Annotated in this window: 10 protein-coding genes; 7 read left to right on the top strand and 3 right to left on the bottom strand. The window is 63.5% G+C overall.

What is annotated here, in order from left to right; translation table 11 throughout:
- Window positions 1-456: 456 nt before the first annotated feature.
- Both melA and J2Z17_RS04950 read right to left on the bottom strand, forming a co-directional pair.
- Complete coding sequence (gene melA / locus J2Z17_RS04955; RefSeq protein ID WP_209942750.1) at window positions 457-1,836, bottom strand: alpha-glucosidase/alpha-galactosidase; 1,380 nt, start codon at window positions 1,834-1,836, stop codon at window positions 457-459.
- A 222-nt stretch (window positions 1,837-2,058) separates the two neighbouring features.
- Complete coding sequence (locus J2Z17_RS04950; protein ID WP_209942748.1) at window positions 2,059-3,363, bottom strand: NtaA/DmoA family FMN-dependent monooxygenase; 1,305 nt, start codon at window positions 3,361-3,363, stop codon at window positions 2,059-2,061.
- 126 nt (window positions 3,364-3,489) lie between these two features.
- On the opposite strand from J2Z17_RS04950, the gene J2Z17_RS04945 reads away from it, so the two are divergent.
- From J2Z17_RS04945 to J2Z17_RS04930, 4 genes are read left to right on the top strand one after another with little or no spacing between them, the layout of a single operon-like run.
- Window positions 3,490-4,305 carry an ABC transporter ATP-binding protein gene (locus tag J2Z17_RS04945; protein ID WP_209942747.1) on the top strand — a complete coding sequence of 272 codons (816 nt, stop codon included), beginning with the start codon at window positions 3,490-3,492 and terminating at the stop codon, window positions 4,303-4,305.
- The gene (locus J2Z17_RS04940; protein ID WP_209942746.1) at window positions 4,302-5,309 is read left to right on the top strand and encodes a FecCD family ABC transporter permease; all 1,008 of its coding nucleotides are present in this window, start codon (window positions 4,302-4,304) and stop codon (window positions 5,307-5,309) included. Before J2Z17_RS04945 ends, J2Z17_RS04940 begins: the two co-directional genes overlap by 4 nt.
- A complete protein-coding gene (locus J2Z17_RS04935) occupies window positions 5,309-6,373 on the top strand; it encodes a FecCD family ABC transporter permease (protein ID WP_209942745.1) in 1,065 nt (354 codons plus the stop codon). Before J2Z17_RS04940 ends, J2Z17_RS04935 begins: the two co-directional genes overlap by 1 nt.
- 27 nt (window positions 6,374-6,400) lie before the next feature.
- Window positions 6,401-7,351, top strand: a complete 951-nt coding sequence (locus J2Z17_RS04930) for an ABC transporter substrate-binding protein (RefSeq protein WP_209942744.1) — start codon at window positions 6,401-6,403, stop codon at window positions 7,349-7,351.
- Between the two features lie 73 nt (window positions 7,352-7,424).
- Here the strand turns inward: J2Z17_RS04930 and J2Z17_RS04925 are convergent, their stop codons facing one another.
- Entirely contained in the window at window positions 7,425-9,518 is a 2,094-nt protein-coding gene (locus J2Z17_RS04925) for a TonB-dependent receptor (RefSeq protein ID WP_209942743.1), read from the bottom strand.
- A gap of 594 nt (window positions 9,519-10,112) precedes the next feature.
- On the opposite strand from J2Z17_RS04925, the gene J2Z17_RS04920 reads away from it, so the two are divergent.
- Genes J2Z17_RS04920 through J2Z17_RS04910 form a run of 3 tightly spaced genes read left to right on the top strand, consistent with a single transcriptional unit; the run spans window position 10,113 to window position 14,200 of the window.
- The gene (locus J2Z17_RS04920) at window positions 10,113-10,955 is read left to right on the top strand and encodes a siderophore-interacting protein (protein WP_209942742.1); all 843 of its coding nucleotides are present in this window, start codon (window positions 10,113-10,115) and stop codon (window positions 10,953-10,955) included.
- Window positions 10,936-11,232, top strand: a complete 297-nt coding sequence (locus J2Z17_RS04915) for a phosphopantetheine-binding protein (protein WP_245223870.1) — start codon at window positions 10,936-10,938, stop codon at window positions 11,230-11,232. The genes J2Z17_RS04920 and J2Z17_RS04915 overlap by 20 nt, the downstream gene beginning before the upstream one ends.
- A gap of 58 nt (window positions 11,233-11,290) precedes the next feature.
- Window positions 11,291-14,200: a condensation domain-containing protein gene (locus J2Z17_RS04910; RefSeq protein ID WP_209942740.1), complete on the top strand. Its 2,910-nt coding sequence runs from the start codon at window positions 11,291-11,293 to the stop codon at window positions 14,198-14,200.
- Window positions 14,201-14,251: the final 51 nt, after the last annotated feature.

The following is a 14,251-nucleotide window of genomic DNA, read 5'->3' as shown; positions in this document are numbered from 1 at the left end:
TCCATTCTCGCCTCTTGCCGTCGCCGGCCAGTCACCCCCATGATGACCGCGCGCCGGAGCCACGAGGAAAATTTTTATCAGCAATACCGGCCAGCCACGCCACATACAGAGTGGGCAAGAACTAACAGGCGACCGCCTCAGTTACGGCCAGTGAATTCATATTCACCATTCTCCGTTAGCGACGGTGGTATAAACCCCGAGTCGCGTCAAGAGCTTTTTGGTTAACAAGAGGTTAATGGAATTTTGATGAAAACGCCGCGGAATCCAGCATCTGCGGCGGTAATTTTGCGCGCTCCTGGCCTGATGCGGGCGCCAAGCTCGCGCAGACGACACGGTGGATGACCTCCAAACCGTGTCTCCGGCGCATCACTTTCAGAGCCAGGCGTGGACGTGAGGCTCGACGTCCGCGTCCGATTCGCAAGATTTACCGGCCCGAATTTTCCCTCAAGCCGCGACTCAGGAGGCCACGCTGCGCTCCCGGCCGTCAGTCCGTGCCCAGTGCGGCAACCAGTCGTGATGGGCGGCCAGCAGATCGTCGGTCAGCGACCAGATCTGCTCGAGATCGAGTTCGGCGGCCGTATGCGGGTCCATCATCGCCGCGTGATAGATATGCTCGCGGTTTTCGGTCATCAGCGCCTGCACGGTGAGCTCCTGGACATTGATATTGGTCCGGATCAGCGCCGTCAGCTGTGGCGGGAGCGCGCCGATAAAGGTCGGCTGTATCCCGTTGTCGTCGACCAGGCACGGCACTTCGGCGGCACAATTGTCCGGCAGCGAGGTGATGCAGCCATTGTTGCGGACATTGCCGTAGATCACCGAGGGTTCGCCGGTCCAGACCGAGTTGACGATCGACGAGGCATATTCATGGCTCGGCTTCACGTCGATGGTCTCGGCATCCTTGAAGACCTGGGCCTGCGACTTCCAGCGTTCGATCTGCTCGACGCAGCGCTTGGGATATTCGTCCAGCGGTATGCCGTATTTCTCGATCAGGTCGTCACGGCCATCCTTGATGAAATAAGGGGTGTATTCGGCAAAATGTTCGGAGCTCTCGGTGACGAAATAGCCTAGCCGCGTCAGCATCTCGTAGCGCACCTTGTTCGGGCAACGCGGGTTCCAGTGGCTGGGTTTGGGAAAGCGGCCCTCCCGGTAGCCACGCAGCAGGGCCGGATAGAGATCCGCATAGCTGCCGTCGGCCTGGCGGTGCTCGAATTTCAGATAGAAGGCCATGTGGTTGATGCCGGCCGCACGGTAGCGGATCTCGTCGACGGGAATATCCAGATCGCGGGCCAGTTCGAAGGCCGTGCCCTGCACCGAATGGCAAAGGCCGACCTGCTTGATGGCAGGGTATTTTTCCGCGATCGCCCAGGTGTTGATCGCCATCGGATTTACATATTGCAGCATGATCGCGTCGGGGCAGACATCCAGCATGTCTTCGCAGATGCTCCAGAGATGCGGCACGGTGCGCAACCCCCGCATGATACCGCCGACGCCCAGCGTGTCGGCGATCGTCTGGCGCAGACCATAGACCTTGGGCACCTCGAAATCGGTGACCGTGCAGGGCTCGAAGCCGCCGATCTGGAAGGCGACGACGACGAAATCGGCTCCCTCCAGCGCCCGGCGCTGGTCTGTATAGGTCTCGACCTTTGCGCGTGTCTGCAACGATCGGGCAATCTTGCCCGCCACGATCTCGCTCTCGGCAAGCCGCTCGGTATTGATGTCCATCAGCGCGATGGTCGCCGCCTGCAGCGCCGGGCGATGCAGCAGATCGCCGACGATGTTCTTCATGAACACCGTCGAGCCGGCGCCGATAAAGGTGATCTTGGGTTGTCTTGCCATGGAGTTCTCCTGCCGAGGTCAGGCCTATTTGCAACGCCTCGCTTGCCTGCGGTTGAATATGCAAGGATTCGTTGAGAATAAAAGTGCCGCCTTCGGCCAACGAGGGTGGAGGGGACATGCCGGCGGGGCCCTTTTCTCCGGGGCCTTGCGCGCGCCCGCGACATCGGTCCTTCGTCAATTCGCATCGACGACAAATACCCGTAGCAGCCAAATACCGCCGTCCTATTCCGCCAGATGGCCGGCAAAGGTCCGGCCTGCATAGACCTTGCGGAACAGCCCGGCATCGGCAAGTTTCGGCAGCAACCGCTCCAGCACCAGCCGCATGGAGGACACCGATCCGCCGGGCACGGCGACGAAGCCGTCGACCGCCCCGGCCGCCGTCCAGTCGCGCACCGCCTCGAAGGCGTCCTCGACCGTGCCGATCACCTGCCAGTGGGCGGACCCCATGACTTCGGGCCGCCACAGCAGCTCGCCGACCGTCAGGGCTTCGCGCGCGATCAACCTTTGCAACAATTGCGCATGGGTGCGGCTGCGCGGCGTTTCGGGCGGCAGCGGAAGATCGCCGACCGTCACCTTGCGGTCCTGCGGCCAGTCGGAGAGATCCAGTCCGGTCATCTCCCGGATGGTTGCCAGGCTGCGTGCGCGGTCGGCCCGCGCATGGGTCTCCTTAAAAAGTTCCATCGCCTCGGCCTTGCTGCCGGCGAGATAGAGGCTGAGGCCCGGCATCAGATTGATTGCATCCGGCGAACGGCCATGGGCGGCAGCACGCATGCGCAGGTCTGCCCGAAGATCGACTGCGGCCTGCCGGTCCGGCGTCGAGGCGAACACCGCGTCGGCCACGGAGGCTGCAAAATTGCGTCCCGCCGTCGAGGCCCCCGCCTGGATCAACGGCATTCTGGTCGGGCCCTGCGCCGGCAGGTTGAGCGGCCCCCTGACGCTGAAATGCGGCCCTTGGTGCTCTATCGGCCGGACGCGGGCGGCATCGGCGAAGCGTCCGCTCCCGCGGTCCATCTTCAGCGCATCCTGGGGATAGCTCGCCCAGAGCTTCATCACGACATCGGTAAATTCGGCAGCGCGCTGATAGCGCTCCTCGGCAGAGGGCATCTCCCCCAGGCCGAAATTCTCGTGGCCGTCCAGCGCCGTGACGATGTTCCAGCCGGCCCGTCCGCCGCTCAGCCAGTGCAGCGACTGCAATTGTCGCGCCGCCATATAAGGCGGCAGGAAGGTGGTCGATACGGTCGACAGCAGGCCCACATGGCTGGTTTCCCGCGCGATCGTCGCCAGAAGCACGGTCGGGTCGAGGCTGGAAAAGCCCGGCCCGTTTTCCAGCGCCGCTGTCGGCAGGAAGAGCGTATCCGGACGGAAGACGAAATCGACATGGGCGGCTTCGGCGCGCCGGGCGATATCGACGTAATAATCGGCCGAGAAGATACCCTCCACATCGCTGTCGGGCCGCCGCCAACCCTCGCCGCTCAGCCAGGTCGGGGCCAGCGACATGCCGATGTGAAGCTTGCCGCCAACGCTCATGTCCTGATCCTCATTCGCCACCCTCCACGCAGAAATCCACGGCCTTACAAAGCCAATTTCGAATTGTGGAGTCTTTTACTATAGTTTAGTGTCGCGACAAGAGTGATTACAGGAGTTGCAATTCCGGTGCTGGAAGCCGTCGATCTCGCCGCCGCCTATGGCAAAACCCCGGTTCTGCATGGACTGAACGCCCGCTTCGCCGGTGGCCGGCTCACCGCGCTCGTCGGCCCGAACGGCTGTGGCAAGTCGACGCTGCTGAAGGCGATCATGGGCTTCCTGCCCGCCTCGTCCGGCGAGATCCGCTTCGACGGGCAGCCGATCGCCGGCATCGGCCGGCGCGCGCTTGCCCGGCGCGTCGCCTATCTGCCGCAGGAATGCCAGTGCCCCGACTATATGACGCTTGGGGAATTGATAGAGCTTGCGGGTTATGCGCGCTATTCGCTGTCAGGCGGCCCGAGCGACAAGGATCGCCGGCTGTTTGCCGAGGCGCTGGAGATTGTCGGTCTGGCCGACAAGGCCCGTTGCCAGGTCAACGCCCTGTCCGGCGGACAGCGCCAGCGCGCCTGGATTGCCATGGTGCTGGCGCAGGATACCGACGTGATCCTGATGGACGAGCCGGTCAATCACCTCGACATGAAATATCAATACGCCGTGCTCGGCCTCGTGCGCGATCTCTGCGAACGGCATGGCAAGACGGTGATCATCGTCCTGCATGACCTTAACCTGACGCTCGCCTTTGCCGACGATATCGTGATGTTGCGGGACGGGCGGGTCGCAGCCGCCGGCCCGGTCGCCACCACCGTCACGCCGGTCAGCGTCGAGCGTGTCTTCGGCCTCGACACCGAGATATTCACCCGTCAGGGACGCCTTGTCTGCGTGCCGCGGATCGAGCCTCGATACGCTTCAGGCGTCCGGCCCGGGGTCGTCGCGGTATCGGCATGACTATCCGACCTTTCGTCATTCCAGGCGCAGCGTTGCTGCTTGCGGTCACGGCCTGTGTCCACCTGACCTACGGCATCGGCGCCCTCAGCTATCGCGAGATGGCGGGAACCTTGATGCATGGCAATGTCGAGACCTATGAGCAATCGGTTCTGCTTTACCAGCGGCTGCCGCGCGCGCTGATCGCGCTCTATGTCGGGGCGACCACAGCTGTTTCCGGGATGGTGTTTCAAGGACTGGTGCGCAACCCGCTCGCCTCACCATCGACACTCGGCGTCAATTCCGGCGCCACCCTGTTCGTTATCGCGGGCGCCTTCGTCTTCGATCTCGGCACCGCCGCGCAAGGCATGGCCGCCCTTGCCGGTGCCGTTTTCGGTTTTGCCACCTGCCTTGGCATTGCCCGTATGGCCGGGCGCACGCGCGATCCGCGCGGACTGTCGCTGATCCTCTCCGGCGCGCTCACCTCGATGCTGCTGGTCGGCATGACCAATGCGCTGCTGCTGTCGGATCCAACCCGTCGCGCCGAGTTTCTGGGCTGGGTCGCGGGCAACATCAATCACGTCTATATCGACCGGCTTGCCGATTTCTGGTGGATCGGTGCCGGCGCCATCGCCCTGCTTTTTGCCCTTGCCCGGCCGATGACCCTGATTTTGCTTGGCGAGGAGAAGGCGGCATCGGCCGGCGTCGATGTGGCCAGGGTCTCGTGGGCCGGCCTCATTGCCGCCATGCTGGCAGCCGGTTCGGCGGTCGCCATCTGCGGCCCGATCGGCTTCATCGGCCTGGTGGTCCCCCATATCGTGCGTCCGCTGGTCGGCGCGAATTTTTCCAGCGCGCTGCCGACGGCCGCCTTTGCCGGGGCCACCCTCTGCCTGGTCGCCGACCTGCTGGCCCAGACGCTGTTTACCCCTTACGTGCCGCATACCGGTCTCCTTATGGACCTCCTTGGCGGGCTGGTTTTCATCGTCATCGTCAAGCGCTTCTATCTGTCGCCGGCAGGTGCCACGTGATGAAGCTCGACCGCGCGACGGATGGGAAGGCGATCGTCCGGCTGACCGGCGGCCTGCAGCTCGGCCTCGGCAATCTGTTGGCCGCTCTCGCACTGATCGGCGTCATCGTTTATCTGGCCGCGCTGTCGACCGGCCTTGGCAATACCGACACCGGTCTGCTCGATCTGGTCCAGTGGCTCTTCGGCGAACCCCTCGGCGACGAGCAGCTCTACGCGCTCTGGACCGTCCGGCTTCCCCGCATCGTGCTGGGTTTCCTGGCCGGGTGGAGCGTGGCACTGGCCGGTGCCATGCTGCAGTCGCTGGCCCGCAATCCGCTTGCCGATCCCGGGCTTTTCGGCCTCAGCCAGGGCTCGATGACGACCATCATGCTGCTTTTGGTACTGGTGCCCGGCGCGCCGAAGGTGCTGATCGCGCTGGCCGCGGTGGGTGGCGGGCTCGGTGTCGGCCTGGCCCTCATCCTGCTGGTCGGCGGGGAGCGCTCCAGCGGTCTGGCGATCCTGCTGATGGGCATCGCCATCGAGACGGTGCTTTCGTCGATCGCCGCCATGCTGCTGCTTTATACCCCGACACAGACCTCGGTTGCGCTTGCCGACTGGATGGCCGGCTCGCTGTTTCAGGCGAGCTGGCCGACGATCGCCAATTTTCTGCCGCTGTTTCTGGCAAGCCTTGCCGGCATCTTTCTCGTCGGGCGGGCCCTCGGCGTCTACGATCTCGGCCACCAGATGGCGATGTCGCTCGGCGTGTCGGTCGGATGGTCGCGACCGCTGATCCTGATCTTTGCCGTGGTGCTGAGTTCGGCCTCGGTCACGGCCGTCGGTCCTTTGACCTTTCTGGGTGTGCTCGCCCCTCAGATCGCAGCCTTCGTGTCGCCCGCCACCGGTCGCGCCCGGCTTTATCTCTCCGGCCTGACGGGCGGCATCCTCGTGATCGCGGCCGATGCTCTTGCCCGTGGACCCTTGCGCGACATGCCGATGCCGATCGGGCTGGCGCTGACCCTGATCGGGGTACCGCTTTTCATCATCGCGCTTCGCCTTCAGGCGCTTCGCAGACTTCAGCTCCATTAGTCCATTGCACGAAAAAGGTTCGCCATCATGCGTTTGACAATCATGCTCGCGGCAATTCTGGCCGCTGGAACGGTCTCGGCCACCGACCGCGCCGTGACCGACAGCACCGGACGCGCGGTCACCATTCCAGACAATCCCCATCGGATCGTCGTCATGCATGAGCCCTTGATCGGCATTCCCCTGATGGATCTCGGCACCGATGTCGTCGGCGCCTATGGCCGCGACGACAACGGCAAATTCGTCACCGCGGTCGATTTCATCGACACCGTATTCGGGCCCGGTCACGACAAGCCGAAAGGCTTCGGCGCGGTCGGACAGATCGATCTGGAGAAACTGCGCGCGCTCGACCCCGACCTGATCATCGGCACCGATCTGGATGCCGCAAAGGCCGACCAGCTGTCGACGGTGGCGCCGGTCTACCTGCAGAAGGCCGGCGCCGGCAAGGCCTACGGCTTCAGCGTCGAGGCCGATCTGGCAGAGCTTGTCGGCAAGTCGGACGTCTTTGCCAGGCGCCGGCAAACCTATGAAACGCATCTGGCCGCGGTGCGCCAGCAATTGCCAGCCGATCCCAAAGGCAAGACCTATCTGGCAATCTTCCTCACAGACCAGATCAATGCCGTCGGTGACATGTCGGGCGCCGTGCAGGCCATGGAGGATCTCGGCTACACCCGACTGAGGCTCGATGACGGCAGCGGCAAAGGCGGGCTCGGCTCGACCCTGATGGTGCCGCTGAGCGCAGAGGTGTTCGGCCGGCTCGACCCGGACCTGCTGCTGGTGATGAACACCTATACCGGCCCTGCCCGCGACGAGGCTGCCACCCGCGCCAAGCTCGACCGGATCATTCCCGGCTGGGACCACTTCGTCAAGCCGGCGAAGGAAGACCGCATGATCTTCCTCGATTCCGTCGCGGTGACCACACCCTCCGTCGCCAGCGCCATCCACACGCTGGATGCCGTTAAAGCCTGGGCGAAGCACTGACGCCATCTGCGAGAACCAGAAAGGGCTGCGAACCAGAGGGATCGCAGCCCTTTTTCATGTTTGTCGGTTGAAATCAGAACGTGCCGCGGATGCCGATGCCGAAGGTGCGCGGTGCGGTGATGCTGCCGTCGGTCTGGCCCGGCACGGAACGGCTGGCCTTCAGATAGGTCGCGGAGCGCTCGTCGAAGATGTTCTTCACATAGCCATAGACCTGCATGCTGTCGTTGAAGGCATAGCTGGTGCTGACATTGGCGATCGTATAGGCGTCGGTCGCATAGACGGCGCTGTTGCTATCGTCGGAATAGTAGCCGTCGAGATGCCGGATATCGGCCGCAAGGTTCCACTTTTCGGTGATGTCCCAGCTGGCGCCGAACGAGAGCATATAGCCCGGAGATTGCTGGAACTCGTTGCCTTCATAGGCCGGCAGTTCCGACATTTCGTCGATCTCGGTGCGCAGGACGCCGGCGGACCCGGTCAATGTCAGATTGTCGAGGACCTCGAAGCTGCCGCCGAGCTCCAGGCCATAGGCATGGGCCTTTTCGGCATTGAGCGCATAGGCTTCGAACGTCGCTGGAGCCGTCTGCACCGAGTACCAGCGCTGGGCATTCTTGATATCCATGTAGAACACGTTGGCCGTCAGCTGCAGGCGGTCGTCAAGCAGGCTGGCGCGGGTGAAAAGCTCGTAATTCCAGAGCGTTTCCTTGTCGTAGTCGAGCCATTCACCAGTGAACGTGTTGATCGACACACCGCCCGGATTGTAGCCGCGATTGACCAGAGCGCCGACGGTGAAGTCCGGCGTCACCGCATAGGCGAGCGACAGCTTCGGCAAAACCTCCTGAAACGTTTCGTCATAGTCGAGATCCGTGGAAGCGAAGACCGAATTGCCCGAGCGCTGAACCTGATCCCGCTGGTAGCGCAGCCCGCCGGTCAGGGTCCACTGGTCGGTCAGCCTGTAGCTGAGCTCGCTATAGAGCCCGAAATTGTCCTTGGTGTCGTCGAAGGACGACAGACCGTTGAAGGACACGAGCGCCTCGTCCGCCGTAGTGTGCGCATAATAGGCGCCGACGACGCCGCTCAGCACGTCCTCCTCGCTGCCGAACGTCACCCGGTTTTCGTTGGAGAAATTCTTCTGGTAGATATCGGCAGCGCTATATCTCGCGCTGTCATCCCGCCTATGGACATCGGACAGCGAATATTGCGTCTGATTATAGAGCGTCACACCGTTTTCGAAGGCGTAGCTCAGGTCGAAGATCCCGGTATCGGTCTTCTGGTCCCAGGTCGGCAGCGAGCTTGCGGTGTTCTCCAGTTCGTCATAGGGCGCGAAGGCCGCTTCCTGGGTCGGACGATTGGTGTCGTTGTGGGAATAGGTGAACTTGGCGCTCAGCCCGGGAATTTCCGGCGGCTCCCACAGCAGTTTCGCCCGCGCATTGAAAGAGCTGAAATCGGTGTCGGTCGTGTCCTCGACAAAGGCGGAGTTGATATAGTCGATAAAGGTGCCGCGGCCCCAGTAGTCAATGGCAAGACGCCCGGCAAGCTGATCTTCGTAAAGCGGACCGGAAAGCGCCACCGATGCGCGCTTCTGGCCATAACTGCCGATTTCCGCCTGATAGGCCGCCTCGGGGGCAAAGGTCGGGTCCTTGGTGTTGACGACAATCGCGCCGGCAATCGCATTGGCGCCCTGCGAGGTCGTCTGCGGCCCGCGGAACACCTCGATGCTGTCGACATCCCAGATCGAGGTGCCGGCAAAGACATATTCGAAATAGTTCTGGTAGTGGCCATCGACATTGATGGTCGCACGCGGCACCGTTCCGGAGAGGAAGGCGATCGAGCCGGTATTCGGTCCCTGCGTGTCCTGGCCGCGGATGACCGGCGCCCCGACATTGTCGGTGAGGACGACGTTCGGCACGTCGCTGACCGCCTCGGCAACGCTGGACGCGCCTTGCTTGCTCTTCCGGGCCAGATCCTTGTCTGTCACCACCGAGACCGAGGAAGCCGTGTTCTGGATACTGCGTGCGACCTTCTCGCCCTTGATGACGATCATGTCGAGTTCGGTCGTTTCCCCGCCAGTGGCAGCCGCACCCTGCGCCACGGCGCTCGTCTGCGACAGTCCCGTCAGCGCGGCCGCACTGACGCCGAGCATCAAATATCTGTTCAATCGAAATGTCATGAAGTCCCCCTTGCTGAAACAGATGACCGCGACACGGGATGACGCGAGTCAAACTTGAGTGAGGGAATCAACATTTATTTGGCGCTGTCAACCACAGGGCACGACTATCGCCTTGGTTGCACGCGAAGCGTAGCTTTTCTGCCACAGAATAATCACGAAGGCCATGTGTCAGCCCGTTCAGGTGCGCCATTAAAAGCGTCTTCCATCTCGCAGAGGTGAGCCATTAGATATACTTAACAGATAGATAGCTTGCCCCGACGTCCCGCGACATCAAGAGGCGCAGGGCAAAACGGCCTCGGCCGGGCGTCCGCAAAGCACAATACCGGCCACACAACCCGAAATAGCATCACGCACATCGCGCAGCCGCATACCGCATCCGACACCATCGAACTTTGGCATGATCTTTTTCGCGCGTCAACAAACTTGATTATTTCAGACAAGTTATATTGCGACGTCGGAAAACGCTTGCTATGGTTTGCGCGATTGCACGCCGAGGCAAATGCAACCGGGCGCGGTTGCGCCGTTCCAGCCGTTGCCCCAAAAGACCTGGCGCCGCGACGGCTCCATGAGACCAAGGACCAGACGAGTTTCCTGATGACAATCCAGCAGACCATCGCAACCACCCTGCCCCCTGAGCGCATGCCCACACGCCACCGCCATCCCGTGCGCCTGCGGCAACTGACCGTCGCACGCGTCGAGACGCTCAGCCGATCCATGCTGCGCATCGTGCTGACCGGCGAAGAGCTGGAGGGTTTTGCAAGCCTCGGCTTCGACGACCACGTCAAGATGTTCTTCCCCGCCGAGGGCGAGGGGGAAATACATCTTCCGATCGTCGGCCCCAATGGCCTGGAATTTCCAGAGGACGGACCACGCCCGACCGCCAGAGACTTCACCCCGCGCAACCACGACCCGGAGGCCGGCGAACTGGCAATCGATTTCGCCATCACGCACCAGGGCCCGGCCAGCAACTGGGCCCGCGCGGCAAGGCCCGGCGACAGCGCCTGGATCGCCGGACCGCGCGGCTCCTTCGTCGTGCCCCTCGCCTTCGACTGGCATCTGCTGATCGCCGACGAAACCGGTCTTCCGGCCCTGGCGCGGCGGCTGGAGGAACTGCCCGAGGGGACCAGGGCCGTCGCCTTGATCGAGATCGATGGACAGGACGACCGGATCGCCATCGAGACCAGGGCCGATGCTGCCATTCACTGGGTCGAGCGCGCGCCGGCCAGTGCCGCCGGCGGTCAGAGGCTGGCTGCCTATCTTGCCGCACTCGAACTGCCTGCCGGCGATTTCTTCACCTGGATCGGCTGCGAATCCCAGGCCGCCAAGGACTTGCGCAGCCTGCTGATTGCCGAGAGGCAGGCCAATCCGAAATGGATGCGCGCCTCCGGCTACTGGCGGGAAGGCGCAAAGGGCGTGCATGACCATTTCGAGGACTGAGATGGACAGCAGCGGCATTGCGCAAAGCGCCGACGACCTGACGGACAGCCTCCGGCGGGAACTCGCCCGCGTGCTCGACGAAAACAGCGCCGCAGAAGATCTCTCAGAGCATGCCAACCTCATGGAGGCGGGGCTTCATTCGCTGGCGATCCTGCGCCTGATCGAGCCGCTGTCGAAGCTTGCCGGCATCCGGCTCGACTATGCCGATCTGGCCCGCCGCCCCTCGCTTGCCGCCTGGCGGACGGTGCTCGATCAGGCGCGAGCCCGGCCCGACTGACCCGCGGGCGCATCAAGCGCCACTGGCTCAGACAAGATGAATTTGCAAGGAGTGCAACATGCCCCTGAACGCCACGCGCAGTGCTGCGCAGGACGACCGATTGCCTGGTGCCGAGCCGGGTAGCGGCCAGCGCCCGAGCGAATATGAGGAGCACATCTGGCTTTCCCAGCTGCAGCAGCCCGAGACGATCTTCAGGCGCCTGCTGTCCTATCAACTGAGCGGGCTCTGCGACATCGCCCGGCTGTCGGCGGCCATCACCCGCCTCACAGACAGCTGGCCGGCCCTCACTGTCCGTTTCCGCTTCAGCGAGGACGGCGACCTGATCCGACAGCCGGCAGAGCCCGATACGCCCGTCGTCGAGATCCTGCGGGCGCAGTCCCGGGCGGACGCCACCGCCCTTCTCCTCGATCGCCAGTCCCGTCCCTTCGATGCGGAGCAGGATCCGCCCTTCGAGGCCTTGCTGATCCTCAGCGAGGGCGAGACCGTGATGGCGCTGCTGATCCACCGCCTGCTCGACGAAAGCTGCCCGGTCGAAGCCATACTTGCCGGGATCGCCGATGCCTATGCCGCCCGGCCAATCGCCCCGCCGGACCGCAGGATCCTGTCGATCCCTGCCGCATCCGCCCCGCCGTCTTCGCTTGCCTGGTTGCAGCGTCCGACAGCCGTCGGCCCCGTCCTGCCGCTCGACGAGGGCATCGATCCGACAAGACCACCGGCCCATCCCCAGGCCCATCGCTTCAGCGCAACCCTGCCTGCACGGCTGCTGACCGCGACGGACCAGCCACCCGCTCCGGGCGATCTTCTGGCCAGGCTCGCCGCCCGCTTCGGGCTGTTTCTCGCAGGTCTTGGCGACGGCCAGCCGGTGACGATCGCCCTCCCGCGCCACCCCACCCGCCATCTCGGCGAGCCGGGCGTCATGTCAGCTGCCGACGAGACCGTGCATGTCACTCTGTCTTCGGATCTGGCCATCGACGCTGCAGAGGCCGAGATCATCGCGCGCCGGGATGGCAAGCTCACCGCACCAGCGGCCCCGCCCGTCGCCACCGTTACCTTTCTTTCCGACCCCACGGACTTTTTCCAGCTGCCGGACATGCATCTGAGAAGGCTTGCGCTGCCGATACGTGATCCCTTGGCCGGCCTCACCCTCGGTGCCGGCATGACGCCGCAGGGAGATATCGCGCTGGAGCTGACCCTGGAGCATGTCTTGTCGCGGCATGCGGGCGGCATGCTTCTGGAACGCTTTCTCGCCTTCCTCGCCGGCGTGACGGATATCCCGACGATTGCCCGGCGCGCGGGCCTGCGCCCCGTCGAGGTCTCGCCCACCACCCCGGCGGCGGCTGCACCGGTCCGTGATGGAAGCACCGACGACGCAACCACGATCGCCGCGCTCATCCTGGCCGAATTCCGCGAAGCGCTTGCCTCGCCCGACATGACCGCAACGGACGACTTCTTCGATCACGGTGGCCACTCGCTAATCGCCACCCGGATCATCGGCCGGCTGCTTGGTCATCACGGCATCGAGATCCATTTCAACGACCTGTTCAGCTATCCGACTGCAGGTGAACTGGCCCGGCATGCCACGCGTGTCACGCCGGAAACGGACAATGCCTTCAAGACGTCAGCCGCTTCCGATGACAGCCCTTCGACGGCGCCGCTGTCGCTGGCGCAGATGTCGCTCTGGAAGGCCTATCGCGCCTTCGGCTTCAACGAGATCTTCAACATTCCCTTCGCCCTCGAATTCCTCGATCCGGTGGACGAGCACGCCTTCGAATGCGCCTTCCTCGATCTCATCGAGCGGCATCCGGGCCTGCGCACCTGTTTTGCAGCGCATGGGGATAGCGTGATGCAGAGCGTCGTGCCGATGCACGACCTGTCCCGCTACACATGGTTCTGGGGCAGCGCGGACAGTATTGGCGTCACCCGTCAGTCGGAAGCCGGTTACCGGTTCGATCTGGCAACGGAACTGCCGATCCGCCTGCGCTTCCTGAAAGACGCGGAAACCGGCCGGCAGACCCTGTCCTTCCTGTTCCACCACATCGTGCTCGACGAATGGTCGGTGAACCTGATGATGGACGAGCTTGCCGAAGCCTATCGTGCCCGCATTCGTGGCCAGGCCCCGCAATGGAGCAGCAGCCCGGCACCCTTCCACGAATTTGCCCGTACCCAGGCCGCAGCCGGCGTCGATCCGGCGCATCTCTCCTATTGGACCGCGATGCTGGTCGATGCGCCACGCACGCTCGGCATTGCCGCACCCGAAATCTCGCCAGCGCCGGCCGAAACCGACACGTCGCCCGCCGGCGGCTGGGTCGAGTTCAAGCTGGAACCATCGGTGTCCGATGGCCTTTACAGGCTGGCTCGGCAAAACAGCGCCTCGCTGTTCAACATCGTCTATGCCGCGATCGCCGCCTCGCTGCGGTCGGTCGGCGATATTGACGATCTCGTGGTCGGCACCTCTGCCTCCGGCCGCACCGACCCCGCCTATTTCGACACGATCGGCTATTTCACCACCGTTGTCGCCCATCGCCTGCGGATGAACGGGACGATGACCGTCGGCGCGCTGGTCACCTCGGTGAAGGACACCATCAACGGCTCGATGCCGCATAGCGACATCCCGATCGATCTGGTCGAGGAAGCGCTCGGCTTGACGCCCGGCCGCGATCATCTGTTCGAACTGTTCATCCAGATCCATGCGAAGAACAAGCTGAACGGCGCCCTGCCCGGCCCCGACGGCCAACCGATCGAATTCCGCCAGGTCGACCCGGACAAGCACGAATCCCTGCTCGGCCTGCAATTCGAGGTGATGGAGGAAATGATCGCCGGCGAGCGCGCGATCCGCGTGCTGATGAGCTATCGCACCGAACATTACGGGCCGGACCAGGTGGAGCGCATCCGGGCGGTCACCAGCGCAACCTTCGCCCGCTTCGCCGAACCGGATGCTTCTAACCGGCCATTGCGCGAACTCGTCTGACATGTTCGGCCGCGAACGGACAGACAGGAAGCCCGGCATAGCGACAATGCG

This window comes from Heterorhizobium halophytocola (assembly GCF_017873095.1).
Classification (GTDB): Bacteria; Pseudomonadota; Alphaproteobacteria; order Rhizobiales; family Rhizobiaceae; genus Allorhizobium; species Allorhizobium halophytocola.
Note: the sequence above shows the minus strand (reverse complement) of the source record. Positions and strands in the feature narration are given on the sequence as shown.